Here is a 26857-nt window from a genome sequence, read left to right as displayed (position 1 = left end):
ATTGGTACCGTGGGACTAAGGGTCAGCCCGGCATTGATGCTGCGCTCGATCTGTCACAACTGTTGGGATGATGGAGGAATTTCAATGACCCAAGTACCCGCTGACGTTCTCGCACTTGTCGATGACTCAGTTGATCTTGCACACCGGTGGATCGACGAAACCGAAGCCGGACAAACGGATGAGGAGCGGGCTACTACGGGTCAATTGGCGGCACTCGTGGCCGACCCTGCGGGCCTTGATCTGGCGATGCGGTTCGTGGACCGGGTCGCGCGCCCCGAAGACTCCAAAGTCGCCGCCAAGGAGCTATCGCAGCTGACGGCCTCGGACGCGGCATCCTTCCTCGGCACGATTGACCGCACGCTGCTTGGGCTCGGCGCGAAGGCGGCACGCCTGGCTCCCGGCGTCGTCGTGCCCCTCGCCCGCAAGCGCCTGCGCCAGATCGTCGGACACCTCGTCGTCGACGCGCGCGATCCGCAGCTTGGCGAACACTTGGAAAAGTCGCGCAAGGATGGCTTCCAGCTGAACATCAACCTCCTGGGTGAGGCCGTGTTGGGGGAGCAGGAGGCTGCCTCCCGCATGCAGCGCACGATCGACCTGATCAAGCGCGACGACGTCGACTACGTCTCGATCAAGGTGTCCTCGCTCGTCTCCCAGATTTCGACGTGGGATACCGAAGGCACCACGCAGCGCGTGCTGGAGCGGTTGCGTCCGCTCTACCGCGCGGCCGTTGCGACCAGCCCGCACACGTTCGTCAACCTCGATATGGAGGAATACCGCGACCTCGACCTCACGATCGAGGTGTTCACGCGCATCCTGAACGAGGAGGAGTTCCACGACCTGTCCGCGGGCATCGTGCTGCAGGCCTACCTGCCGGATTCGGTGGGGGCGCTGGAAAAGCTCATCGACTTCGCGCGCGAACGCCACGAGCAGGGGCACGCGCCGATCAAGATCCGCATCGTCAAGGGCGCGAACCTGTCGATGGAGCGCGTGGAGGCCGAGATTCACGGCTGGAAGCAGGCGCCGTATGCCGATAAGGATGGCGTCGATGCCAATTACCTGCGGCTCGTCGAGCGCATCCTGCGGCCCGAGAACCTCGGTGCGCTACGCATCGGCGTGGCCTCGCACAACCTGTACACGGTAGCGCTCGCGCACCTGCTGGCGACCGAGCGCGGCGTCAGCGACATGCTCGACATCGAGATGCTGCAGGGCATGAGCCCCTCGCAGGCGCGCGCCGTGCGTGACCGCGTGGGCTCCGTCCTGCTCTACACGCCCGTCGTCGCCCCCGAGGATTTCGACGTCGCCGTCTCCTACCTGGTGCGCCGACTGGAAGAAAACGCCCAGTCACAAAACTTCCTGCGCGCGATGTTCGCCGAAGAAGGCGACACCTCGGGCGCCGGGATGGACGATCAGGAGCAGCGCTTCCGTCGCTCGGTGGCGAATATGGCCGACGCTCCGATTGGTGCCCGCCGCACGACCGAGCGCGCCCCCATCGGGGACAGCTTTGCGAACACGGCCGATTCGGATCCGGCGCTGCCGGCGACCCGGCAGTGGGCCCGCGAGGCCGTCGACCGCAAGCCCAAGGAGCTGTGGAGCCCGGTCCTGAAGTCCACCGGCGAGGTCGACGACGTCGTCGCGAAGGTCAAGGGCGCCGTGGCCGGCTGGCGCGCCAAGTCCGCCGCGGAGCGGGCGCAGATCCTGCGCGCCGTCGCCCAGCAGTTGGAGGACCGTCGCGGCGAGTTCATCACCGTCATGGCGGCCGAGGGCGGCAAGACCGTCGAGCAGGGCGATCCCGAGGTCTCTGAGGCGATCGACTTTGCGCGCTACTACGCGGATCGGGCGCTGGAGCTCGAGCCGGAATCCGGCTCGCTGGCAACCGACGGCGCCCGCTTCGAACCCGTCGACGTCACCCTCGTGACGCCGCCGTGGAACTTCCCCGTCGCGATTCCCTGTGGCGGCGTCATTGCGGCGCTCGCGGCGGGCTCTGGCGTCATCATCAAGCCGGCCTCGGCCGTTCCGGGCTGTAGCGAACTCATTGTGGAGGCCTGCCATGCGGCGGGCGTGCCCGGCGAGCTGCTGCAGGCGATCCGGACGAAGGAAAACGAAATCGGCAAGCATCTCATCTCGCACGCCGACATCGATCAGGTCATCCTCACGGGTGCCTCCGAGACGGCCGAGATGTTCGCCGAGTGGCGCGCCTCTCACGACGGTGGTGCGCGCGTCTACGCCGAAACTTCGGGCAAGAACTCGCTCATCATTACGCCCGCGGCCGATTACGACCTCGCCGTCGCGGACCTCGTGAAATCGGCGTTCGGGCATGCCGGGCAGAAGTGCTCGGCCGCCTCGCTCGCGATCCTCGTCGGATCCGCGGGCACCTCGGATCGCCTCATGAACCAGCTCGTGGACGCCGCGTCCTCGGTGCGGGTGGGCTACCCCGATGACCTGTCGACGACCATGGGCCCCGTCATCGAAGAGCCCAGCGGCAAGCTGCTGCGTGCGCTGACGACGCTTGAGCCGGGCGAGTCCTGGCTCGTCGAGCCGCGCAAGCTCGATGACAGCGGCAAGCTGTGGTCCCCGGGCGTGCGCGATAACGTGCAGCCGGGTTCGTTCTTCCACATGACGGAGTGCTTCGGGCCGGTGCTCGGCATCATGCGCGCCAAGACGCTCCAGGAAGCGATCGAGATTCAAAACGCCGTCGACTACGGCCTGACGGGCGGTCTGCACTCGCTCGATGAGAAGGAGATCGAGACCTGGCTGGACAACGTCGAGATCGGTAACGCCTACGTCAACCGCCACATCACGGGCGCGATCGTGCAGCGGCAGGCGTTTGGTGGCTGGAAGCTGTCCGCCTTCGGCCCCGGCGCGAAGGCTGGCGGCCCGAACTACGTGGCGCAACTGGGACGCTGGCTGCCCGACGGCGAGCCGCAGCACGGCATCGAGCTCACCGACGAGGTGGCGGCCCTGCATGCTGACTACACCGGGCTCGTCACCGATCAGGCGGAGCGGGCGTGGCTACGCTCGGCTCTCGCCTCCGATGCGGCGGCCTGGGCGAGCGAGCTCGGCGTGGAAGAAGACCTCTCCGGCCTGCACGCCGAGGCGAACATCTTCCGCTACCGCCCCACGGATGTGACGATCCGCGCGGGCCGGGGCGCCAGCGCTGCGGAGCTCGTGCGGCTGCTCGCCGCAGCCGAGCTTGCGGGCTCGCGCGTGCGCGTCTCGCTCAATCCCGAGCTGTCCAAGGAGCTCAAGGCGATGCACACGGCTGGCCCCGCCGCCGTCGCGGGCCTGCAGCGGCTCAAGGACGTCGTCGAGGTGGGAGAGCGCACCGATCAGTTCATCAACCGTGCGCGCTCCGGGCAGATCACCGGCCGGATCCGCGTGATCGGCGAGGAGGGCGCTGAGATCGCTGAGGCGCTCGGTGCGACCTCGGCCGTCACCGTGCTCACCGGCCCGGTGCTCGCTACCGGGCGGCGCGAGCTGCTGACGTTCCTGCGCGAGCAGGCGATTTCGCTGACGCGCCACCGCTTCGGACACCTGCCCGCGGGCGAGGAGGTCCCGGTCTTCTAGCGGACTTCGATAGCCGAGAGACGCACAATGGCGGCGGACCCAGCTGGGTTCGCCGCCATTGCCGTGCGCGGGGCGCGCTAGTTCTTGAGGTAATCGACGGCGATCGCCTTTTCGGCCGCGACGACATCCTCGACGGCCCCCACGGCGGCGCGTTCGATCGGCCCGGAAAACAGCGGGACGGAGGCCTTAACGTCGCCATCAATCGTGCGCGTGCACTCCGTCGCGGATACCGGCAGCAGCTCCATGCGCGCGTTCACCCGCACGGGCGCGCCCGCGATATCGAGCGAGAGGGTTCCGGCGCGGCGGCCGTCGCCATCGGCGGGCTCCCAGGCCTCGACGATGGTGACCTCTAAGACGGCGCCGACGAATCGTCGGGCCGCCTTCGGCAACACATCGGAGGGGATCTCGGCTCGGATCGTCACGGTTAAGTCCGCGTCGCCCGCGATCGTGACGGAGCTGCGCCTAGCGCCGGCGCGTTCGGCCTTGGTCCGCTGGAAGGACTCATCACGCCAGAGCTCGGCCACCTTGACAGCGGAGGCTGGGTACGTGACGGAGGTGGAAAAATGCATGAGGGCTCCTTGCCGTGGACATATTGTTCTCAGGTTACCGCTCGGGGTGTCACTTCGGCATGGCAGCACCGATAGGCTAAAGGGCGTGTCGAACTTAAACGATCTCATCCGGCGGCTCGGCGGCCTCGACGCCCGGCAGGCGGAGTGGCTCCACCTTCTCGTCGGCGACTGGCAGATCCTGTCCGATTTGGCGTTTGCCGATCTCGTGCTGTGGGTGCCGGATGGGGAGGGGTTCACGGCGGTCTCGCACTGCCGGCCGTCCACCGGGTCGACGGTCCACCACGACGATGTCGTCGGGCGGCACATTCCCGAGGGCCGACGCGCGATGCTGGAAGAGACGATGGCCTCGGGCCAGATCCGTCGCTCCGATGAACCGCGCTGGACGGGCTCCTACGCGGTGCGCGAGGACCTCGTGCCCGTCGTCTTTGAGGGCCAGCCGATCGCGGTGCTTTCGCGCGAAGCAAACCTCGGGACAGCGCGCAGCCAGTCGCGGCTGGAACGCAACTATCACGGCGCCGCCGACGACCTGTGCGCGATGATCACCCGCGGCGAGTTTCCCTCGACGTCGGTGCCCGGCTACCGGCGCGGCATGCCGCGCGTCGGCGATGGCATGGTTCGCCTCGATCCCGACGGCGATGTCACCTATGCCTCGCCCAATGCGCTCAGCTGTTTCCATCGCCTCGGCGTGCAGGGCAACATGAATGGGCGCAACCTCGCCCAGGCGGTATCCGACATTATCGAGCCGCACTCGCTCGTCGATGAGACGCTTCCCGTCGTCCTCATGGGGCGGGCGGCGTGGCTGACCGAAGTGGAATCCTATGGGGTGTCGCTGACGCTGCGCGCCCAGCCGATTACGGAGCATGGCCAGCGTCGCGGCGCCATCCTGTTGGTGCGAGACGTCTCCGAGGTGCGTCGTCGCGAACGCGAGCTGCTGACCAAGGATGCGACCATCCGGGAGATCCACCACCGGGTGAAGAACAATTTGCAGACGGTGGCGGCGCTGCTGCGGCTGCAGGCGAGGCGCTCCTCCTCCGATGAAACGCGCGAGGCGCTCGGCGAGGCAATGCGGCGTGTTGCGACGATCGCGACCGTGCACGAGACGCTGTCGCAGACGATCGATGAGACCGTCGACTTTGACAACGTATTTGTGCGGGTGCTGCGCCTCGCGGCCGATGTGGCCTCGCCGGGCGATCATCCGACGACCAAGGTCATCGGCTCCTTCGGTTTCGTCGGGGCCGATGTCGCGACGAGCCTTTCCGTCGTGCTCATGGAACTTGTCTCGAACGCGGTGGAACACGGCTATGACGGGCAGGGCGGCGAGATTGAAATCGAGGCTCGGCGCGATGATTGTGATCTGACGGTCTACGTGCGAGATTCGGGCAGTGGTGTGACGGACGCGGGACCTGGAACCGGATTAGGGACGCAGATTGTGCGCACGTTGGTGCAGGGGGAATTGCGCGGAACTATTTCGTGGAATCCACGTGAGCCGCAAGGAACCGAAGTGATGGTGCACGTGCATTTATGTAATCGCGCGACGACGGATGGTGAATAGCGCGAAAAGGCGAAAAAGGGCGGGGCCCGCAGTAATCTGCAGGCCCCGCCCTTTTGCGTTAGCGATGGTGGCTGAGGATTAGCTGGCGCGGCGCGCGCGAGCGGTGCGGCGCTTCAGGGCGCGGCGCTCGTCTTCACTCATTCCGCCCCAAACGCCGGAATCCTGGCCATTTTCGATCGCCCACTTCAGGCACGTCTCCTGGACGTCGCACTGGCGGCACACGGCCTTGGCTTCCTCAATTTGGGTTAGGGCCGGGCCCGTATTACCAATGGGGAAGAAGAGTTCAGGATCTTCCGTCAAGCACTTCGCCTTATGACGCCAGTCCATTAACATCTCCTTGGGTGTGTTGAGCGTGCTACCGACACTTGACGGAGCCCTGCTCAACATCATCGTCTGCGGTCTGCTCTCAAGCTTCGCACTAATGTGAGGGCGGCACAAGAGACGTTGCCACTGCAAGTCCGCCTCGTTGCGGTGTAGTTGATCACACGGCGTTTACTGCTCGGACATCCCGGCGTTACGAACGCCGCGTGATGCACGTCGTAGGCTAGTTGGGTGAAGTCCGAATCGAGTTTTCTTGCTATGCCGCGCCCGTTGCTGCTGTCCGTCGTGATCGGCGCTGTCCATGCGGCGATGTACGTGGTTTTTGCCGCGATCTGGTTTCCGGCAGCGATGACGCAGCCGAAGTTCGGCAAGGCGATGGCGCTGATGGCGGGGGCGGCGCTCGTGATGGCGCTGTGCCTCGGTTTGGCCGTCTTTGGCATAATTCGGCGGAAGCGGGCGGCGCGGGCGCCTCTGCTGACGCTGTTCTTGGTGGAGTTCTTCTCCTTCCTGTTCACGCTCGGCAACGTTCCGGGGTGGTTTTCGCTCATTGGGCTGGCCTCCGTGGTTGGTGGCTGGGGGTTGTTGACGCGCTCGACGCGGGAGTACCTCGGCGTCGAGGAGCGCCCGACGAAGTTCGATTAGGACGCCTGGGCTAGCTGGACTAGGGCAGTTGGGCTAGCTGGACTAGGACGGTTGCGCTACCTGGATGACGTGGGCGCCGGCCGCGTCGAGCCAGACGCCCCGGCCCGGGGCGTTCATCGCGGGAGTGTGGGCGTAGACCCAGCTTGGGACGGGCCAGGCGAGGCCGGCGATGCGGTTCATCCGGTGGGGGCGCAGGAGCAGGACGGCGCCGGTGGCTTTGAGCTGGGCGAGCGCTCCCGTTGCCGCGAAGGAGACCCGGGCGGGATCACTGGCCGCGAGGATGAGTGCAGGGCGGGCGGGCGCTCGCGGGGCCGGGGCGGGTAAAGGCGCGCTTGCGGCGTCGTGGGGGTCGATCTCCTGGACGTCAAAGCCGCGAGCGATGAAGTGCTCGCGCAGCGTGTGCAGGGCCGTGCGGCGGCCGGCGCCGGCGGGCGCGATGACGAGCACCGAGGAAGGTGCCTCGGGAGCGAAAAGCTCAGCCGCGGGCGCGATCGCGCCAATGCCGTCTTTCGAGTGGCACGTGAGCGAGGTTGGCAGCGGCCGAAAGCGGTGAGGAGACGCGGCGAGGGCTTGGACGGGGGAGTGGGCGTCCGGGGCGGAGGCGTGGATGCCGGCGTCCGGGGAGGCGGCGCGGGGTAGCGGCGGGACGAACGACAGCTGGATTTCGCGCTCCGTATAGCTCTCGCGCGCGCGACCCGGGTGGGGTGCGAGGGCGGAGTGGTGCGGCAGGCCGCACAGCGTCTGGCTCATCGGGTCCAGGCCGGGAAGGATCAGGCGCTGCGGCATCGCTCCGGCCCAGCGGGCGCTCGCGACCGAGGCATCCGCAGTGGCGATGACGCTGCGCGCCGAGCGCAGCAGACGCTCGATCATGTCGTTTCCCGACCCGATCCCGAACGCGTCATCGAGGTGCGCGCGCCAGGTGTGCAGGTCGTCGATCATGACCTCGAGCTGGCCCGGTTCGCTGGTGACGGCTTCGAGGAAGAGACGCGAGAGGTGGGCGTCGGTTAGGGGGATGTGGCCGATGAGGCCGGGACGGGCTGCGCTGGCGTCATCGCCTCCGATGAGGCAAATGCGGGCGGCGGGATCGCGCAAGCGCTGGGTGAGGGCGAGCCGGATGGCGGAGGATTTGCCGCTGGCGGCGCCGCCGAGGATCAGCAGGTGGCCGGGGCGCGGCAGGTAGGGGGCGTGACGGAGGTTTTCTGGCTCGTCGATAAGCCCCCAAGAGGGCGAATCGGGGGCAAGAGGTAGGTGGCGCGGCAGGGGCGGGGCCCAGGGCTGCGGTGCGGGTGCACCACCGGCCAGCGCCTGCCAGGTGGCGGTGATGCGCTCAACGAGCGCGGTGACGTCGCTGAGCTTGCCTGCCCAGGCCCACTGGACGATGGTGGCATCCTCGCTGGCGACGATTGCGCGGCCTGGGATCGCCGGCAACGCCGCCGCGTCGGGGGTGCAGAGGATGTCGGCCGAATCGGCCGTGGAGGTGACGCGCAGGCAGATGCGTAGCGGCATGTTGGCACGCATCGTCGGGGTCACGACGCCAGCTGGTCGCTGGGTGGCGGCGATGAGGTGGATACCGAGCGAACGGCCCTGGGTGGCGAGGCGGACGAACTGATCGAGCAGATCGGGCTCATCTGTGGCGAGGGCTTGGAATTCGTCGATGACGACGAGGATGCGGGCAAGGGGCTCGCGTGGGCCGGCGAGCGCGTCGTATTCGGCAAGGGAGCGCACGCCGCTGGCGTGAAAGATGCGTTCGCGCTGTTTGAGCTGGGCGGTGAGGGAGGTAAGGGCGCGCGTTGTGGCGGCCGGATCGAGATCGGTGAGGACGCCGATGGTGTGGGGCAGACGGCGCAGCGGCCCGAAGGCGGCGCCGCCCTTGAAGTCGACGAGCAAGAAGGTGAGGTGGCGGGGTGAGGTGGTGGCGGCGAGGGCGAGCAGCCAGCTCGTGAGGAGTTCGGATTTGCCGGTTCCGGTCATGCCCGCGACGAGGGCGTGGGGGCCGTCGGCGATGAGATCAAGCTGGCAGGGGCCGGTGGCGGTGACGCCGATGGGGACGGGCGCGGGCCCGGGCGGGTGGCCGGGGCGTTCCCAGCGCGCGCGGATTGCGGGCGCTGAGAGCTCGAGCAGGTCCGCGAGCGCGATCGTGGTGGGCAGGGCGCTGCCCTCGGCGGATTCGGCCAGCGCGGCGGCGAGCGTCGAGGTGAAACGCGCCGAGGCATCTGGCAGGCGGTGACCGCGGCGGATGGGAAGCGGCGCCGCCCATGGGAGCGGAGCGCCGATGGTGATGACGACCTCGCCGGCCTCAGGAGAGCGTGCGGACTCGCTCGCAACGAACCGTACCCGCGCCTTGGCCTCCGGGTGGTGTGTGCGCACCCAGGGACTATCGACGCTCAGCACGTCGGGAGCGTGCATGCCGGCGAGCCAGCCCGCCAGCCAGCGCGCGTGGGCGGGCGCGGACTCACCTTGCAAGCTCCAGGCCTCACCCGGCTCGAAGGTCACGATGCGACGCAAGCACCGCGGCACGCGCGGGGTGTGGGCGCCGCGCTCGCCGAGCAGGACGGCGAGGAGAACCTCGTGCGCGGCGAGGGGCAGTGTGCGGGCGGCGGCCTTCGCCGTGCGCCGGGCGCGCAGCGAGATGAGCCCCGCGATCGCCATGACGGCGGGCAGCGCGACCATCGCCCACCGCCACGCCGGCCCGCCCCAGGCCAGGGGGGTCATGACGAGGCACATGAGCGCGGGCACGCCGATGCGGGTCAGGACACTCGAATCGAGGGGACGTTCCAAGCGGGAGGCGGCGATGGCACGAAATTCGACGCGGGACGCGCCCATCGTCAGGTGGCAAGGCCGGCGCCCGACGGCGAGTTTGCGATATTCGCCGCCGGCGACCTTCAGCCGCAGGCCGCGCGCATCGAGGCGGATCGTCGCGTGCATGCGGGAGACCTGCGGGTCGGTTAGGGCGATGTCTCCGGCGCGGCCGATCGTGTGCGTGCCGGGGCTGATGAGCTGGGCGTAGCCGGTGTCGGGCCCGGACAGGACGGAAAAGGCGATGGACATGGCCCCAGGCTCACACCGGCGCGGCGAACAATGCGGGCAGCTGTCGCGCAGGGCTCACGTCGCGGGCGGGGCGGCGCGGCGTGTGGATGGGCGCGGCCAGGCTAGCCGGAGAGGTCGTCGACGTTGAAATCCCGCAGCACGGTGTGGGCGGGAATGATGGAGGAGAGTACTCCGGCGGGGATCGACAGGGCGATGAGCACGAGGATCGTGCGGATAGGGAAGTCGAAGGCGAGCGGGATTTCGGAGCGCGTCAACACGAGGATCGCGCCGACGATCCCGATGAGCGTTCCCCCGAGGACCCCAAGGACCGTGCCGATGACGGAAATGAGGAGGCCTTCGGCGGCCAGCGAGCGGCGTAATTGGGCGCTCGTCATGCCGACGGCGCGCAGCAGCGCGACCTCCCGTCGCCGTTCCACGGCCGAGAGCGTCATCGTATTGGTCACGCCGACGAAGGAGATGATGACGGCGATCGCCAGCAGGCCGACGATGACGGCGAACAGCACGGAGAGCACCTGCTCGACGGCGCCGCGCACGATCTGCGAGCCCTCCAGCACGAAGGTGGCATTGGCCGACATTGGCGCGAACGTCGTGCGGGCGGTGTCGGTGGCCTGGCGTGCCATGGCCGGGTCGAGGGAAGCGAGAGCGACGAGCGACGTCGATTCGGGGTCGAGCGAGGCGAAGGTGGCGGTGGTCAGCAGGGCGGGCGACCAGGCGTCGGTGTGGATAACGCGCAGTTTTTTCGCCTCGGCCGGCGGACTGCCAAGCCCCAGCGGATCCTCCTGGCTGGGCGAGGTGCCAAAGGTGCCCTCCTCGGCGCTCGCGGGCACCTCCACGGGCCGCGGCACCCACACGGTGACCTCGGTGACGTCGCGCGGAATGCCGTAATCGGAGCTGAGGACGATCGTGTCGTCGCGCAGCGCGGGGGCGATATCGCTGTGATGGGCGGTCAGGGCAACCTCGAGGGGATCGACGCCGGCGGCCGAGACCGTCGTGCGTTCGTCCTCGCTGCCGTAGGACACCGCGAGCTCGGTGACCTGCCCGATGGCGACGTCGGTGACGCCCGGAATGGCGGCGACGTGCGAGCGCAGGAACGTGGCCGCTTCGCGATCGTGCTGCCCGTAGGCCGAAACCTCCAGGTCGAACAGGAAGAGGTCATCGAGCGTGGAGTTGATGGAGCCTCGCGAGAGCGAGGTCCCGACGGCCGTCATCGTGACGAGCGCCGTCGTAAGAAACAGCGCCATCGTCGTGGCCGCGACGCGCGCGGGGTGGCGGGTGATGCCCGAGCTCGTGAGGTTCAGCGGGACGCGGCTCGTGCGCGGCAGCAGCGCGGCAAGCCCGCGGGCCAGGCGCTGCGCGAGGTAGGGCAGCAGGCGCGGGGCGAGGACGGCGAGACCCGCCACCATGGCCGCCACGAAAATGCAGGCGACGACGAGAGCGCCCTGGAGCAGCGGGAAGGCCTCGGCGATCGGGGCGAGCCACGGCTGGATGAGCAGCGAGATGCCGAGGCCGCCGACGCCGCCGACGATGAGGCCAAGACCAACCTGGGTGCACCACGTGGCCGCGCGGCGATCCGCGGGCAGATCGGCCAGGGCCAGGGCCTGCAGGGGCGGCACCTTGGAGGCGATGATGGCGGGCCAGATGCTCGCAAGGATCGACATTGCGACGGCGGCGAACACGGGCGCGAGGATCGCCGCGGGGTTGCGCGGCAGCGCCATCTCGAAATTCGTGATCGTCGGCAGGTTTGCGAGGTAGGCCAGGGCCGCGGAGATGAGGCCGTAACCAAGCAGGATACCGGCGATACCGCCGATGAGCCCGAGAACCGCGGCCTCGATCATGACGGCGCCGCGCAGCTGGGCGGGTTTGGCGCCGACGCAGCGCACGAGCGCGAGGATGCGGATGCGTTGGGCGACGAGCACCTGGAAGGTATTGGCCACGACGAGCGCCGCGACGACCATCGCGAGCGCCGAGAACACGAGGATGATGGCGGGCAGCAGCGAGGTTTGGCCCGTCGTGTAATCCAGCCGCGCTTGGGAGGCTGCGGCAACCGTCTCGGCCGTGATCTCGTCGGGAAATTCGGCGGCGATCGCCTCGATGAGCGCCTCCGGGTCGGGGATGGCCACGAGCACGCGGTCGACCTGCTGCGGCAGGGCCCCGAGGGCGTAGAAGGCGGAGATGTCGTCGGCGGAAATGACGACGCGTTCCGAATCGCCGAGCACCGTCGGCGGGGATTGGATGATGCCGGTGACCGTCACCGTGGGGTGGAACGTGCACTCCTCGCCGCTGCAGGCAAGGGCCTCGCGGTCGCCGGTTTCGGCGGTGAGTGCGGCGCTGGCGGGGACGGGCAGCGAGAGCGTGAGCTCATCTCCGATGCCGACGCCGAACGTCGCGGCCTGGCGCTGGGTGAGGGCGATCTCGCCGCGGTGGGAGGGGTCATATCCCTCCAGCAGGTGGTAGCGGGCGAAGGCCGAATCCTGGGCGGGCACGAAGACTTCGTGCACGACGCGATCCCCCTGGCGGATCCCGATCGTACCGGTGACGTCCAGGGCGGTATCGGTGACGAGCGGCAGGGCGGCGAGTTCGTCGACGGTCTGTTGGGTGAGGGGGCCGGCCACGGATTCGACGACGACGTCGGCGCGGCCGTAGTCCAGCGCATACATCCGCAGCGCGGCGGTGGAAATCAGGGGCGTGGAGAGCATCGCGACGGCGAGGAAGGCCGTGGCGAGCATGATGGAAATCCCGGCGGGCAGCAGCGCCGTGATGCCCGCTCGCAGATTAGCTCGTGCGAGTCGCCACATTAGACGACGGAGGAATTGACCGCGCGCAGCGCGTCGAGGGCCGTGACGACGGAGTCATAGCTGGGGTGTTCCACGGTGCCGGCGATCGTGCCGTCGGTCAGCAGCAGGACGTTATCGGCGTAGGCGGCGGCCATCGGATCGTGCGTGACGAGCACGAGGGTTTGGCCAAATTCGCGCACCGCCGAGCGCAGCAGGGACAGCACCTCAGCGCTCGTGCGGTTATCGAGGTTGCCGGTGGGCTCGTCGGCCATGATGACGTCCGGATCGGTGATGAGCGCCCGGGCGATGGCGGTGCGCTGCTGCTGGCCGCCGGAGAGCTCACTTGGCAGGTGTTCGAGGCGATCGGTCAGCGATAGCGCGTCGGTGATGCGCGTAAGGTCCGCGTCGTTGATCGTGCGGCCCGCCAGATCGAGCGGCAGCGTGATGTTTTGCCGCGCGGAAAAATGCGGGACGAGGTTATAGGACTGGAATACGAAGCCGATGCGGTCGCGGCGCAGCTCGGTGCGCTCGTTTTCGCTCATCGTCGTGAGGTTGGCGCCGCTAACCTCCACGTGGCCGCCGGTCGGCTCTTCCAGGCCCGCCAGGATGTGCAGCAGCGTCGACTTTCCGGAGCCGGAGGGCCCCATGATCGCCGTGAACTGGCCGGGCGGGATGTCGAGCGAGACATCGCTGAGCGCGCGCACGGCGGACTCGCCGGAGCCGTAAACCTTCGTGAGGTTGCGTCCGGCGAGGGCGATACGTGAGTCAGCTGAGCTCGACATGGTGCTCATCGTAGGTGCGGCCACAGTGCTATCGAATCACGTCGACGGTTGATCATTCATCCACCCCTGGGGTGAGTCGGGCTAGGCTCCGGGGGCGACGAGCCCGGTTTCGTAGGCGATGATGACGGCCTGGACCCGGTCGCGGGCACCGAGTTTGGCAAGGACGCGCCCGACGTGAGTCTTGACGGTGGCTTCGGCGACGAAGAGGTGCTCGGCGATCTCCGTGTTGGAAAAACCGCGGGCCATTTCGGTTAAGACCTCGCGCTCGCGCTCGGTAAGGGCGTCAAGGACGGAAGTGTCCGCGCGCTGCTCGGCGGGCAGCACGTGGGCCAGGTGTTCGATGAGGCGTTTGGTGGAGCTCGGGGCGATGACGGCGTCGCCGGAATGGACGGTGCGGATCGCTTCGAGCATGTCCTCGGGGGGCGCGTCCTTCAGCAGGAAGCCGGAGGCGCCGGCGCGAATGGCTTGCAGGACGTATTCGTCGAGGTCAAACGTCGTCAAGATGATGACCTTGGGGCCGGTTTCGGCGGCGGTGAGTTCGGCGGTGGCTTGCAGGCCGTCCATATTGGGCATGCGCACATCCATGAGGACGACGTCGCACGTGTAGGAGCGCAGCGCGCGCAGGGCTTGGACGCCGTCGCCCGCCTCCACGACGACTTCCATGTCGGGCTGGGAGTTGATGACGAGGGAGAAACCGGCGCGCACGAGCTGCTGGTCGTCGACGATCGCGACGCGGATCGGAGTGGTCATGGCGTGTCCTTGGATGAGTGATCGGCTGGGGACAAGGGTAGCCCGGGTGCCGGGGTCGGCGGCGGCGAGGTCGGCACCGGGAGTTGGAGATGGACGCGGAAGCCGCCGCCTTCGCGGGGGCCGGCCGTGAGCGAGCCGCCGAAAACGCCGGCGCGTTCCCGCATACCGAGCAGGCCCTGGCCGCGGCCATCGTTGGGGGCGCCCGCGCCGCGCCCGTCGTCGTCGATCTTTAGATCGACCGAGGAGTTCAGCCACTGCAGCACGACGGTGATGCGGGCGTGCGGCCCGGCGTACTTCAGGCAATTGGTCAGGGCCTCTTGGCAGATGCGGTAGATGGCAAAGCCCGCGCCGGGGGGCAACGGGCGGGCGACGCCGATGCGCACGAGGGAGATATCGAGCCCGGAGGAGCGCATCTGGGTGATGAGTTCATCGAGGTCGGAGTCCACCGGCTGCGGCAGGCGCGGGGAGGCGTCGGTGCCGTCATCGCGCAGTACGCCGAGGATTTTGCGCATGTCGGCCAGCGCGTCGCGCCCGACCTGGCCGATGGTTTCCAGGGCGGTAACGGCCGCGGCGGGGGAGGCGGAGGCGGCGTAGCGGCCGCCGTCGGCCTGGGCAATCATGACCGACAGGGAGTGGGCGACGATGTCGTGCATCTCGCGTGCGATGCGATTGCGTTCCGCGGTGGTGGCCAGGCTCGCCTGCTGGTCGCGGTCTTCTTGCAGGGCGCGATTGTGCGCGGCCAGGGCGGCGATCTCGCGTTGGCGCAGGCGTCGGGTCAGCGCGATCGACCAGGTCATCGTGACGGCGCCGGCGCCGCCGAGGAAGGCGTACAGGCCGTTGATCGGGCGGGGGCGATCACCAAAGGCGAGCGTGCCCGACCAGACGGCGATGATGATCGCGCCGATGTAGGCGCCAACGATCCCAAGGATTTGGGCGAACTTCGAGCCGTAGAGCACGACGGAGTACAGCGCCGAGAGCACGAGCAGGTCCACCGGCAGCAGATGGGCGCCGACTGCGAAGTGGGCGAGCGCGCACAGGTAAATGAGCGCGGCGGAGGCCGCGGGCAGGGTGCGCCGGAAGGCGGTGGCCAGCGGCATGATGACGCACACGGCGTAGGCGGCCGGCGCGAACGGCTCGTGCTCGGCGTTGGAGATTGCGGCGGTCAGCGCTGCAGTCGGGCCCCCGATCATGACCGGCAGCCCGAGCATGATGAAGGCGCCCGCGGCGAGCAGGACGTCGCTGCGCCCGGGCAGGAACGCGACCCGCGGCGCGGCCTCGGGTGCCTGCTCACTCATAGCAGCGTCGCCGGCTCGATGAGGTGCGGGGCGTTATTGCGCACCGCGTTGACCTCCGTGGAGACGACGTGGTGGGTGAGCTCGGGCGGGGCGAGCTCAAGCATCGAGATCGCCTCCTCCGGCTCCTTTATTGCGGGATCGAGCCAGGAGTCGATGACGTCAGAATTCAGGATGACGGGCTCGCGCTCGTGAAGCTCGGCGAGCTCGGCACGGGCCGCGCGCGTGAGGATCGTGCACGTCATGAGCTCCTCGCGCCACAGCGAATACATGCCGGCAAAAGCAATGACGCCACCGTCGGCGCGGTAGATATAGTGCGGGGTTTTCAGCCGCCGCCCGGCCTCCGGCGCCTGCCACTCGTAGTACCCATCGGCGACGACGACGCAGCGGGAGTAGCGGATCGGGCCGCGATAGGACGGTTTTTCGGCGACGGTCTCGCTGCGGGCGTTGATCATGCGCGAGCCGATCGCCGGGTCCTTCGCCCAGTGCGGCACGAGCCCCCACCGCGCCAGCTCGAGGGTACGAATTGGGGCGGGGGAGACGTCGGTCGCATCGCGCACGATCCGCACCGCTTGGGTGGGCGCCACATTCCAGCTCGGCAGCAGCTCGGCCGCGTCGGGAGTGACCAACTGGATACGAAAAACGTTGACGAGGTCATCGGCATCGCGGAACTGTGCATAGCGGCCACACATATGGCCATTATCCCCCACGATGAGACAATGGAGCCCATGAGCACGCCTAGCGATGACCTGCCCGCAACGATCGAGTCCGAGCCGGAACTTGCCGCCGCCCAGACCCGCTGGAGCGAGCTCGCCGAGCAGGTCGATGCGGCACGCGAGGCCTACCACGGTGGCGATTCGCTGCTCATGGCCGACGCCCAGTACGACGAGCTCATCCACGAGCTGCGGGCGCTCGAAGAACGCTTCCCGCAGCTGCGCACACCGAAGTCTCCGACGGTGCAGGTCGGCGCGCCCATCAGTAGCGACTTCGAACGCGTCACCCACCCCGAACGCATGCTCAGCCTCGATGACGTCTTCTCCCTCGACGAGGTCCGCGCGTGGTATCAGCGCATGGAGCGCGAGCTCGGAGCAGAGCCCGCCGTCGTCGCCGAGGTCAAGATCGACGGGCTCGCGGTCGATCTCATCTACGACGACGGCGTCCTTACCCGGGCCGCGACCCGCGGCGATGGCCGCGAGGGCGAAAACGTCACCGCGAACGTCAAGACGATCGCGGGGCTGCCCCACACGCTGCCCGCGCCCTATCCGGCGCGCGTGGAGATTCGCGGCGAGGTCTACTTCCCCTCCGAGAAGTTCGCCGAGCTCAAGGCCGCGCAGGAGGCCGCCAAGGAGAAGGTCTACGTCAACGCCCGTAATGCGGCGGCCGGCTCGCTGCGGCAAAAGAACCCGGCCGATACCGCCGCCCGCCCGCTTGCCTTCCTCGCCCACGGCCTCGGCGTGTGGGACGCGACAAAAACCGCGCCCGCCCCCATCACGCAGATGGGTTTCATCGAGCAGTTGCGCGCCTGGCAGATCCCGACGTCGGATGCGGCCCGCCTCGCCCACTCGATCGACGAGGTCATCGAGATGATCGCCTATCACGGCGAACACCGCCACGATCTCGCCCACGAGATCGACGGCATCGTCGTCAAGGTCAACGACATCGCCGCCCAACGGGAGCTCGGCGCTACCTCCCGCACCCCGCGCTGGGCGTGCGCCTACAAGTACCCGCCGGAGGAGGTCACGACGCGCCTGCTCGACATCCAGGTCAACGTCGGACGCACCGGCCGCGTCACGCCCTTTGGCGTCATGGACCCGGTCTTCGTCGCCGGCTCCACCGTCTCCCTCGCTACCCTGCACAATCGCGACGAAGTCGCGCGCAAGGGCGTCCTCATCGGCGATCTCATCGTGCTGCGCAAGGCAGGGGACGTCATCCCGGAGATCGTGGCCCCCGTCGTCGACGTGCGCGACGGCAGCGAAGTCGCCTTCGTCATGCCGAGCACGTGCCCCAGCTGCGGCACCGAACTCGCGCCCGCTAAAGAGGGCGACGTTGACCTGCGTTGCCCCAACCGCAAGGACTGCCCCGCCCAGGTCACGGGCCGCGTCGAGCACGTCGGCACCCGCGGCGCGCTCGATATCGAGGGCCTCGGCGAGGAAGCCGCCATCGCCCTCACCCAGCCGGAGGCCAAGCGCCCGGAGGTCATCGCGGCGCTCGCGGACGGTGCCACCGTCGAGGACGAGTTCCGCCGCCAGCTGCGCATCGACCTGCCCGAGGACGCACCTGCGGCCGAGCGCCTGGCCGCCGCCGAGGCGCTCCTGCCCGCCCCCGCCGAGCCGGCCCTGGTCAACGAGGGCGGCCTGTTCGCGCTCGACGTTGATGACCTGCGCGACGTGTTCGTCTGGCGCAAGGCCAAGCCCTCGGCGCCGATCCTGGGCGAGCTGCCCGAAACCGCCGGCAAGGTCGCCGAGCTCATCGCGGCCGCGGGCGAGGCACCCACGCCCGTGGGCGAAGACGAGATCTGGGTGCGCTATCCCTACTTTTCCAAGCAGCGCACGGCGGTGCGCCAGCGCAGCCGCGGCGGCGTGAAGTACTACTTCGCCGAGCGCCTGCCCATCGAGCCGAACGCCGCCGGCACCGAGTTGATCGCGGGCCTAAATCGCGCAAAGTCCAAGGAGCTGTGGCGCGTCCTCGTGGCGCTGTCCATCCGGCACGTTGGGCCGACGGCGGCGCGCGCACTCGCCCAGCGCTTCGGCTCCCTTGAGGCAATCGAGGCCGCGAGCATCGAGCAACTCGCAGATGTCGAGGGCGTGGGCCGCATCATCGCCGAATCCGTCGCCGCCTGGTTCGAAGTCGACTGGCACCGCGAGATCGTCGCCGCCTGGCGCGCCGCGGGCGTCCAGCTCGCCGATGACCGCGACGAGTCCACCGAGCAGACCCTCGCCGGCCTCACGGTCGTCGTCACCGGCTCGCTTCAGGGCTACACCCGCGATGAAGCAAAAGAAGCAATCCTCGCGCGCGGCGGCAAGGCCGCGGGCAGCGTGTCAAAAAAGACGAGCGTCGTCATCGTCGGGGAGAACGCCGGCTCCAAGGAGACCAAGGCGCGCGAGCTCGGCGTGCCAATCCTGACCGAAGACGGCTTTGAACGCCTGCTTGCCGAAGGCGAGGCGGCGCTGAGCTAGAGCAGCGGGCGCAGCGGGCGCAGGAACATCTCCAGCACGCGCTTCCAGCGGGCCCGATGCTCCCAGCGCTCGAGCTCCAGCTCCTCACAGTTGGTGAGGTCGGTGTGAAAGACGCGCTCCATTACGCGCGCCTGATCGGCGTCAAAGATCTCGAGGTTAATCTCGAAGTTGCCGAGCATCGACAGCCGGTCGATATTCGTCGTCCCGACCGTCGTCCACCAGCCATCAACCGTCGCCGTCTTGGCGTGCACCATCGCCTCGCGGTACAAAAAGATCCGCGCCCCAGCCTTCAGCAGCGTTTCGTAATATCCGCGCGAGACCCAGTCCGCGACGACGTGATTGGACACCCGCGGCACGATGATGCGCACATCGACGCCGCGCTTGCAGGCCGCGATGATCGCGGCCGTAATGTCCTCATCGGGCAGGAAGTAGCCCTGGGTAATGAGGACGTGATGGTCCGCTCGGTCGATCGCATCGAGGTAGAGCCCGCGGATCGGGAACATCATGCGGTTGGGCATGTTGAGCGCGGCACGCACCCGCGAGTCCCAACTCTTCGCGCCGCGATCGGGCAGGACGGGATGGTGACGCTTGCGGTAGACGTTCCAAAAATCGACGTAGGCGTTCGTCAGCTCCCACACGCTCGGCCCCACGAGCCGCACGTGGGTATCGCGCCAGGTATCGGCATACAGCTTTCCGATGTTGAACCCGCCAACGAAGCCGATTTCTTCGTCGACGACGAGGATCTTGCGGTGATCGCGGCCCGCATGACGCGGGTTTAGCGTGAGCAGGCCCGGGCGGAAGAGCGGGAAGGGCAGGACGTGCAGCGCCGGGTCGAAGCGTTTAAAGGCGGGGGAGACGACGAGGTTAGCGAAGGTGTCATAGATGATGAAGACCTCCACCCCGCGGTGCGCGGCGGCGGTCAGCTCCGCTTTGAACTGCCGGCCGACCGGATCGTCCTTCCAGATATAGGACTCGAACAGGATGAGCGATTTGGCCTCGCGGATCGCGCGCAGCATGTCCTCATACAGCGTCGCGCCCTCGGTGTAGGTCGTCAGCTCCGTTTTGTGGACGGTGGCGCGCTGGGGTGGCAGCGAGGGGAACCCACCGTGCGGCCCCTCGCGCTTTTTTCGCACCGCATCGACGGCGGTCAGGACTGCGGCCGCACCAAGCTGCGCTGTGAACGTGACCGCGAGCCCGGTCAGCAGCGCCCGCGGGATGGATCGGCCCCGGATTGTCCATCGCTTCATTCCATCTACCTTACCGATCGGGCGGCCCCGGGCCGCAGCACCACGCCCGGTGCCAACCCACTACACTTTGAGACATGTCGACAATCTCCAGCTCAGAAGTGGCCCGCGTGGCCGACCTGGCTCGACTGGCACTCACCGATGACGAAATCGAGCGCATCGCGCGCGAACTCGACATCATCGCCGACGCCGTCGCCAAGGTCGCCGAAGTGGCCACCCCCGATGTGCCCGCCACCTCCCATCCGATCGCGCTCACCAATGTCATGAGGGATGACGTTGTTGGCCCGACGCTGGACCGCGACGAGGTCCTGGCGCAAGCGCCCGCAAGCGAGGACGGTGGCTTCCTCGTGCCGCAGATCCTAGGGGAGGACTAAGACGTGTCGAACATCTACCAGCTGAGCGCGGCCGAGCTCGCCGCGCACCTCGCCGCCGGCGAGCTGAGCGCCGTCGAGGTCACGACGGCATTTCTTGATCGAATCGATGCCCACAACGAGGAGCTGAACGCCTTCCTGCACGTCGATCGCGAGGGCGCGCTTGCCACGGCCCGCGAGGTCGATGAGCGCCGCGCGGCGGGCGAGCAGCTGCCGCGCCTGGCCGGAGTGCCGATCGCGCTGAAGGACAATATCGTCACCCGCGGCATGCCAACGACGTGCGCCTCGGCCATGCTCGCCGGCTGGCTGCCGCCCTATGACGCCACCGTCGTCACGCGCATCAAGGCCGAGGGCATGCCGATCCTCGGCAAGACCAATATGGACGAGTTCGCCATGGGCTCCTCCACGGAGAACTCCGCCTTCGGGCCGACGAAGAACCCGTGGGACCACACCCGCATTCCGGGCGGCTCCGGCGGCGGATCCGCCGCGGCCGTCGCCGCTTGGCTCGCCCCGCTCGCGCTCGGTTCGGACACGGGTGGCTCGATCCGCCAGCCCGGCGCCGTCACCGGCACCGTCGGCGTCAAGCCCACCTACGGCGCGGTCTCGCGCTACGGCCTGATCGCCATGGCCTCCTCCCTCGACCAGATCGGCCCCGTTGCTCGCAGCGTCACCGACGCCGCACTCCTGCAGGACGTCATCGCCGGCCACGATCCGGCCGATTCCACCTCGCTGACCGACGTGCCGGGCGATCTCGCCGCCGCGGTGTCCGAGGGCCTTGACCTGACGGGCGTGCGCATCGGCGTCGTCCGCCAGCTGCAGGGCGAGGGCTACCAGGCCGGCGTCCTTGCCGCCTACACCGATACCATCGAGCAGCTGCGCGCCGCCGGCGCCGATATCCGCGAGATCGACTGCCCCAGCTTCGAGTACGCCCTGTCGGCCTACTACCTCATCATGCCCGCGGAGGTCTCCTCCAACCTGGCGCGCTTTGACGGCATGCGCTACGGGATGCGCGTCGAGCCCGAGCACGGCCCCGTCACCGCGGAGACCGTCATGGCCGCCACGCGCGGCGCAGGTTTCGGCGACGAGGTCAAACGCCGCATCATCCTTGGCACCCACGCGCTGTCGGCCGGTCTCTACGACGCCTACTACGGCGCCGCCCTGAAGGTGCGCACCCTCGTCCAGCGCGATTTCGCCGCGGCCTTCGACGAGGTCGATTTCCTCATCTCCCCGACGGCGCCCACGACGGCATTCGTCTTTGGCGAGAAGTCCGATGACCTCATGGCGATGTACCTCAACGACGTGGCCACGATCCCGGCCAACCTCGCAGGCATCCCCGCGATGAGCATCCCGTGCGGCCTCGCCAGCGAGGACCAGATGCCCGTCGGTTTCCAGATCCTCGCGCCGGCACGCGCCGATGATCGCATGTACCGCCTCGCCGCCGCGGTCGAACAGCTCGCCGCGGCCCCCGCCTGCCCGGGCCTGAAGGAGAACTAGTCATGACGAACCTCATGGATTACGCCAAGGCCACCTCCCAGTTCGATCCCGTCCTCGGCCTGGAGGTCCACGTCGAGCTCGGAACCGAGACGAAAATGTTTGACGCCGCCCCCAACGCCTTTGGTGGCGACCCGAACACCTTCGTCACGCCGACCTCCCTGGGCATGCCCGGCTCGCTGCCCGTCGTCAATGCCAAGGCAGTGGAATACGCGATCAAGATCGGGCTCGCCCTGAACTGTGAAATCGCCGAATCCTGCCGCTTCGCGCGCAAGAACTACTTCTATCCGGACCTCGCCAAGGACTTCCAGACCTCCCAGTCCGACGAGCCGATCGCCTATAACGGCTACCTCGATGTCGAGCTTGCAGACGGCGAGGTCTTCCGCGTTGAGATCGAGCGCGCCCACATGGAAGAAGACGCCGGAAAGAACGTCCACATCGGCGGCGCCGACGGCCGGATCCACGGCGCGGAGTACTCGTTGGTGGACTACAACCGCGCGGGCGTGCCCCTCGTGGAGATCGTGACTCGCCCGCTCGCGGGCGCGGGCGCGCGCGCCCCCGAGGTCGCCGCCGCCTACGTCCAAACGCTGCGCGATATCTTCCGCGCCCTCGGCGTCTCGGAGGCCCGCATGGAACGCGGCAACGTCCGCGCCGATGTCAACGTCTCGCTGCGCAACAGCCCCGAGGACCCCTTCGGTACGCGCACGGAGACGAAGAACGTCAACTCCTTCCGGTCCATCGAACGCGCCGTGCGCTACGAGATCTCGCGCCAGGCCGCGATCCTCGATGGCGGCGGCACGATCACCCAGGAGACGCGCCACTTCCACGAGGAAGACGGCTCCACGTCCTCGGGCCGGGAGAAGTCCGACGCGGAAGACTACCGCTACTTCCCCGAGCCGGACCTCGTGCCCATCGCGCCCGACCGCGCCTGGGTCGAGCAGCTGCGCGCCGAACTACCCGAACTGCCCGCCGCCCGGCGCCGCCGACTGCTTGACGAATGGGGCTTTAGCGACATGGAGATGCGCGACGTCATCAACGCCGACGCACTCGACGTCATCGAGGCCACCGTCGCCGCCGGCACCGCGCCGGCCGCCGCCCGTAAGTGGTGGATGGGCGAACTCGCGCGCACCGCGAAGGACGAGGGGGTCGCGCTCGGCGATCTCGCCGTCACCCCCGCCCACATTGCCGAACTGCAGGGCCTCGTCGACGACGGCACCCTCACCGATAAGCTCGCCCGCCAGGCACTGGCCGGTGTGCTCGCGGGGGAGGGCAGCCCCGCCGAGGTCGTCGAGCAGCGCGGTTTGAAGGTCGTCTCCGACGACGGCGCACTCGAGGCCGCGGTCGATGAGGCGCTGGCCGCCAACCCGGACATCGTCGCCAAGATTCAGGGCGGCAAGGTTCAGGCCGCCGGCGCGCTCGTTGGCGCCGTCATGAAGGCCACCCGCGGCCAGGCCGATGCCGCCCGAGTCCGCGAGATCATCATGACGAAGGTCGGCGCCTCCTAGCGCTGCTCACCAGTCGATCGGTCCCACAGTGTCGGGGTAGCCGTGCCATATTCTGCTGGCATGGCTACCCCGACACCCGCATATCGCGTCTCACTTCGTATCGACATGCCCGCCACGACGGCCGGCGCCTCCGAGATCGTCGCCACCGCCGCGGCCACCGGCGCCCTCGTCACGGGCCTGGACGTCGCCGCCTCCGAAGGCGGCCGCCTGCTCGTCGATCTCACGTGCGATACGCGCGATTCGCGCCACCGCCGCGAAGTCGTCGCCGCGCTCGAGGCCGTGCCCGGCGTCGAGGTGCGCACCGTGGGCGACGCGACCTTCCTCGCCCACATTGGCGGCAAGCTCGAAATCGCCGCGAAAGCCCCGCTGCGCAACCGCGATGACCTCTCCCGCATCTATACCCCGGGCGTCGCGCGCGTGTGCAAAGCCATCTACGACACCCCCGCCAAGGCGCGCCAACTCACGATCAAGAAGAACACCGTCGCCGTCGTAACCGACGGCACCGCCGTCCTCGGCATGGGCGATATCGGCCCGGCCGCGGCCCTGCCGGTGATGGAGGGCAAGGCGGTGCTCTTCAAGGAGTTCGGCGGCGTTGACGCCTGGCCCATCGTCCTCGATACCAAAGACACCGAGCAGATCATCGCGATCGTCAAGGCGATCGCCCCCGCCTATGCCGGCATCAACCTCGAGGACATCTCCGCGCCCCGCTGCTTCGAAATCGAAGAGCGCCTGCGCGCCGATCTCGACATCCCCGTCTTCCACGACGACCAGCACGGCACCGCCGTCGTCGTCCTTGCCGCCTTGCTCAACGCCCTCAAGGTCGTCGGCAAACGCATCGAGGATGTACGCATCGTCGTCTCCGGCGTGGGCGCCGCCGGCCATGCCATCATCCGGCTGCTCGCCGCCCAGGGCGCGCGCGACATCGTCGGCTACGGCCGCACCGGCGCCCTGCATGCCGGCGACGTCGAGGGCATGAACTCCCACCGCCGCTGGCTCGCAGAAAACACCAACCCGCGCGGCGTGACCGGCACCCTGAAAGAGGGCCTCGTCGGCGCCGACGTCTTCATCGGCGTCTCCTCCGGCGACATCCTCACCGGCGATGACATCGCCACGATGGGGCCCGACGCGATCGTCTTCGCGCTGGCCAACCCCACCCCGGAGGTCGACCCCACGGACGCCGCCGAGCATGCTGCCATCGTTGCCACCGGCCGCAGCGACTACCCCAACCAGATCAATAACGTCCTCGCCTTCCCGGGCCTCTTCCGCGGCCTGCTCGACGCCGAGGTCTCCGTGATCTCCGACGAAGTCCTGCGCGTTGCTGCCGTCGCCATCGCCGAGACGATCGCGCCCGAAGAGCTCAACCCGGCCTACATCATCCCGGGCGTCTTCGACCGGCGGGTCGCCACCCGCGTCTCGCGGGCGGTGCAGGAAGCCGCACATGAGCACCAGGCGTGACGACGGCCACCTAACCATTTGAGTGTGATCTGCTTCATAAACTAGCGGCTAAGCGGGAGCGCGTCGGTGTTTTGGCCCGGAATCCCGGGCAAAACACCCCCGCACCGCAGCGCCCGAGGCGACTTGACCCGGGCTAGGCAGGGTCGTAATGTCGTACCTGTTGCCGCGACGGGCCAAGCGCCCGGAGCAGACAACAGGCCCGGAATCGAAGAGCTTCAAGCCCTGAGATCCAGGCCACGAGAGCCGGACTTGACAGCGAGAAAATCTCTCTGGTAAGTTGGGTTCTCGGCCCTGGAAGTCCGGGGCAGAAATCCTCACCTTCTGAAAGATCAGCAATCCTTGCGGATCGGACAGCTGTGTGGTGGTTCCTTGATAACTCAACAGTGTGTCATTTTGTATTTTTTGTGATGCCATTTGGCCTGTGCTTGCCTTTTTTGGTGGGTGTGGGTTGTTTTGTTTGGTTGGCTGCCCCTGTTTTGGGGTGGTTGGCTGGGACATTATTTTTCGTAATTGCCTGTATTGGTTTTTTTGCGGAGAGTTTGATCCTGGCTCAGGACGAACGCTGGCGGCGTGCTTAACACATGCAAGTCGAACGGGATCCATTTCCGCTTGCGGTTTTGGTGAGAGTGGCGAACGGGTGAGTAACACGTGAGTAACCTGCCCCCTTCTTTGGGATAACTGCCGGAAACGGTGGCTAATACTGGATATTCAGCAATGGTCGCATGGTTGTTGTTGGAAAGGTTTTTCTGGTGGGGGATGGGCTCGCGGCCTATCAGCTTGTTGGTGGGGTGATGGCCTACCAAGGCTTTGACGGGTAGCCGGCCTGAGAGGGTGACCGGCCACACTGGGACTGAGACACGGCCCAGACTCCTACGGGAGGCAGCAGTGGGGAATATTGCACAATGGGGGAAACCCTGATGCAGCGACGCCGCGTGAGGGATGACGGCCTTCGGGTTGTAAACCTCTTTCAGTAGGGAAGAATTTGACGGTACCTGCAGAAGAAGCGCCGGCTAACTACGTGCCAGCAGCCGCGGTAATACGTAGGGCGCAAGCGTTGTCCGGAATTATTGGGCGTAAAGAGCTCGTAGGCGGCTTGTCGCGTCTGCCGTGAAAACCTGCAGCTTAACTGTGGGCTTGCGGTGGGTACGGGCTGGCTTGAGTGCAGTAGGGGAGACTGGAATTCCTGGTGTAGCGGTGGAATGCGCAGATATCAGGAGGAACACCGGTGGCGAAGGCGGGTCTCTGGGCTGTTACTGACGCTGAGGAGCGAAAGCATGGGGAGCGAACAGGATTAGATACCCTGGTAGTCCATGCCGTAAACGTTGGGCACTAGGTGTGGGGACCAGTTCCATGGTTTCTGTGCCGTAGCTAACGCATTAAGTGCCCCGCCTGGGGAGTACGGCCGCAAGGCTAAAACTCAAAGGAATTGACGGGGGCCCGCACAAGCGGCGGAGCATGCGGATTAATTCGATGCAACGCGAAGAACCTTACCAAGGCTTGACATACACCGGAATGCTGCAGAGATGTGGCAGCCTTTGGGCTGGTGTACAGGTGGTGCATGGTTGTCGTCAGCTCGTGTCGTGAGATGTTGGGTTAAGTCCCGCAACGAGCGCAACCCTTGTCTCATGTTGCCAGCACGTGATGGTGGGGACTCATGAGAGACTGCCGGGGTTAACTCGGAGGAAGGTGGGGATGACGTCAAATCATCATGCCCCTTATGTCTTGGGCTTCACGCATGCTACAATGGCCGGTACAGTGGGTTGCGATCTCGTGAGGGTGAGCTAATCCCGTAAAGCCGGTCTCAGTTCGGATTGGGGTCTGCAACTCGACCCCATGAAGTCGGAGTCGCTAGTAATCGCAGATCAGCAACGCTGCGGTGAATACGTTCTCGGGCCTTGTACACACCGCCCGTCACGTCACGAAAGTTGGTAACACCCGAAGCTCACGGCCTAACCTTTTTTGGGGGGAGTGGTCGAAGGTGGGACTGGCGATTGGGACGAAGTCGTAACAAGGTAGCCGTACCGGAAGGTGCGGCTGGATCACCTCCTTTCTAAGGAGACTGTTTGTCTCTAGTGCATCTCTTTTTGTTTTCATGCCTGCTTTGTTTGTGGGTGTGGGGGGTGTGCGGTTTTTTGGATGGAATCATCACGAAAAGGTTTTATACGGAATGGCATGCTGTTGGGTTGTGGGGGAATCGCCTGTGTGGTGGTTTTCTTGTGGCCCTGTCTGCTGGGTGGCTCGTTGTGGGCGGTCTGGTGGGTGTGGGTGGGTTGTTTGAGAACTGTATAGTGGACGCGAGTATCTTTTGGTCTAGTTTGTAA

The 26857-nt window shown here is 67.2% G+C and carries 17 protein-coding genes and 1 rRNA gene; 9 read left to right on the top strand and 9 right to left on the bottom strand.

Going from position 1 to position 26857, the window contains the following annotated elements; all coding sequences use genetic code 11:
- Positions 1 to 84 precede the first annotated feature (84 nt).
- Positions 85 to 3564 (top strand): proline dehydrogenase family protein, encoded by a 3480-nt coding sequence (locus BLU67_RS11110; RefSeq protein WP_092565952.1) that lies wholly within the window; start codon positions 85 to 87, stop codon positions 3562 to 3564.
- Positions 3565 to 3641: 77 nt separating this feature from the next.
- Here the strand turns inward: BLU67_RS11110 and BLU67_RS11105 are convergent, their stop codons facing one another.
- Complete coding sequence (locus BLU67_RS11105; protein WP_176780797.1) at positions 3642 to 4133, bottom strand: DUF2505 domain-containing protein; 492 nt, start codon at positions 4131 to 4133, stop codon at positions 3642 to 3644.
- Positions 4134 to 4218: 85 nt separating this feature from the next.
- Here BLU67_RS11105 and BLU67_RS11100 point away from each other — a divergent pair, with 85 nt between their 5' ends.
- Positions 4219 to 5685 carry a sensor histidine kinase gene (locus BLU67_RS11100; RefSeq protein WP_261977107.1) on the top strand — a complete coding sequence of 489 codons (1467 nt, stop codon included), beginning with the start codon at positions 4219 to 4221 and terminating at the stop codon, positions 5683 to 5685.
- A 78-nt stretch (positions 5686 to 5763) separates the two neighbouring features.
- Here the strand turns inward: BLU67_RS11100 and BLU67_RS11095 are convergent, their stop codons facing one another.
- Complete coding sequence (locus tag BLU67_RS11095; protein WP_092565950.1) at positions 5764 to 6012, bottom strand: WhiB family transcriptional regulator; 249 nt, start codon at positions 6010 to 6012, stop codon at positions 5764 to 5766.
- A gap of 225 nt (positions 6013 to 6237) precedes the next feature.
- Between BLU67_RS11095 and BLU67_RS11090 the strand changes: the two genes are divergently transcribed.
- Positions 6238 to 6648, top strand: a complete 411-nt coding sequence (locus tag BLU67_RS11090; protein ID WP_143027427.1) for a hypothetical protein — start codon at positions 6238 to 6240, stop codon at positions 6646 to 6648.
- A 42-nt stretch (positions 6649 to 6690) separates the two neighbouring features.
- Here the strand turns inward: BLU67_RS11090 and BLU67_RS11085 are convergent, their stop codons facing one another.
- The 6 genes from BLU67_RS11085 to BLU67_RS11060 all read right to left on the bottom strand — a co-directional run bounded on the left by BLU67_RS11085 (position 6691) and on the right by BLU67_RS11060 (position 15986).
- A complete protein-coding gene (locus tag BLU67_RS11085; RefSeq protein ID WP_092565946.1) occupies positions 6691 to 9696 on the bottom strand; it encodes an FtsK/SpoIIIE domain-containing protein in 3006 nt (1001 codons plus the stop codon).
- Between the two features lie 101 nt (positions 9697 to 9797).
- Positions 9798 to 12491: an FtsX-like permease family protein gene (locus tag BLU67_RS11080; RefSeq protein ID WP_092565944.1), complete on the bottom strand. Its 2694-nt coding sequence runs from the start codon at positions 12489 to 12491 to the stop codon at positions 9798 to 9800.
- Positions 12491 to 13252 (bottom strand): ABC transporter ATP-binding protein, encoded by a 762-nt coding sequence (locus BLU67_RS11075; RefSeq protein WP_261977106.1) that lies wholly within the window; start codon positions 13250 to 13252, stop codon positions 12491 to 12493. Before BLU67_RS11075 ends, BLU67_RS11080 begins: the two co-directional genes overlap by 1 nt.
- Positions 13253 to 13333: 81 nt before the next feature.
- Positions 13334 to 14002, bottom strand: a complete 669-nt coding sequence (locus BLU67_RS11070; RefSeq protein ID WP_092565940.1) for a response regulator — start codon at positions 14000 to 14002, stop codon at positions 13334 to 13336.
- Positions 13999 to 15297: a sensor histidine kinase gene (locus tag BLU67_RS11065; protein ID WP_092565938.1), complete on the bottom strand. Its 1299-nt coding sequence runs from the start codon at positions 15295 to 15297 to the stop codon at positions 13999 to 14001. The genes BLU67_RS11070 and BLU67_RS11065 overlap by 4 nt, the downstream gene beginning before the upstream one ends.
- Positions 15294 to 15986: an SOS response-associated peptidase gene (locus BLU67_RS11060; protein ID WP_092565936.1), complete on the bottom strand. Its 693-nt coding sequence runs from the start codon at positions 15984 to 15986 to the stop codon at positions 15294 to 15296. Before BLU67_RS11060 ends, BLU67_RS11065 begins: the two co-directional genes overlap by 4 nt.
- 27 nt (positions 15987 to 16013) lie before the next feature.
- Here BLU67_RS11060 and ligA point away from each other — a divergent pair, with 27 nt between their 5' ends.
- The gene (gene ligA / locus BLU67_RS11055) at positions 16014 to 18470 is read left to right on the top strand and encodes an NAD-dependent DNA ligase LigA (RefSeq protein ID WP_410002425.1); all 2457 of its coding nucleotides are present in this window, start codon (positions 16014 to 16016) and stop codon (positions 18468 to 18470) included.
- Here the strand turns inward: ligA and BLU67_RS11050 are convergent.
- Positions 18467 to 19717, bottom strand: coding sequence for a phospholipase D-like domain-containing protein (locus BLU67_RS11050; protein ID WP_092565932.1), 1251 nt, complete (start codon positions 19715 to 19717; stop codon positions 18467 to 18469). The two genes, ligA and BLU67_RS11050, sit on opposite strands and share 4 nt — an antisense overlap.
- A gap of 74 nt (positions 19718 to 19791) precedes the next feature.
- Here BLU67_RS11050 and gatC point away from each other — a divergent pair, with 74 nt between their 5' ends.
- The 5 genes from gatC to BLU67_RS11025 all read left to right on the top strand — a co-directional run bounded on the left by gatC (position 19792) and on the right by BLU67_RS11025 (position 26586).
- Positions 19792 to 20088 carry an Asp-tRNA(Asn)/Glu-tRNA(Gln) amidotransferase subunit GatC gene (gene gatC, locus BLU67_RS11045; protein ID WP_092565930.1) on the top strand — a complete coding sequence of 99 codons (297 nt, stop codon included), beginning with the start codon at positions 19792 to 19794 and terminating at the stop codon, positions 20086 to 20088.
- Positions 20089 to 20091: 3 nt separating this feature from the next.
- The gene (gene gatA, locus BLU67_RS11040) at positions 20092 to 21579 is read left to right on the top strand and encodes an Asp-tRNA(Asn)/Glu-tRNA(Gln) amidotransferase subunit GatA (protein WP_092565928.1); all 1488 of its coding nucleotides are present in this window, start codon (positions 20092 to 20094) and stop codon (positions 21577 to 21579) included.
- Between the two features lie 2 nt (positions 21580 to 21581).
- Entirely contained in the window at positions 21582 to 23081 is a 1500-nt protein-coding gene (gatB, locus tag BLU67_RS11035) for an Asp-tRNA(Asn)/Glu-tRNA(Gln) amidotransferase subunit GatB (RefSeq protein ID WP_092565926.1), read from the top strand.
- Between the two features lie 60 nt (positions 23082 to 23141).
- A complete protein-coding gene (locus BLU67_RS11030) occupies positions 23142 to 24536 on the top strand; it encodes an NAD-dependent malic enzyme (protein ID WP_092565924.1) in 1395 nt (464 codons plus the stop codon).
- Positions 24537 to 25063: 527 nt separating this feature from the next.
- Positions 25064 to 26586: ribosomal RNA gene (locus BLU67_RS11025) — 16S ribosomal RNA — on the top strand.
- Positions 26587 to 26857 lie beyond the last annotated feature (271 nt).

This window comes from Bowdeniella nasicola, from assembly GCF_900107735.1.
GTDB lineage: Bacteria > Actinomycetota > Actinomycetes > Actinomycetales > Actinomycetaceae > Bowdeniella > Bowdeniella massiliensis.
This window is presented reverse-complemented; position numbering and strand designations above follow the sequence as displayed.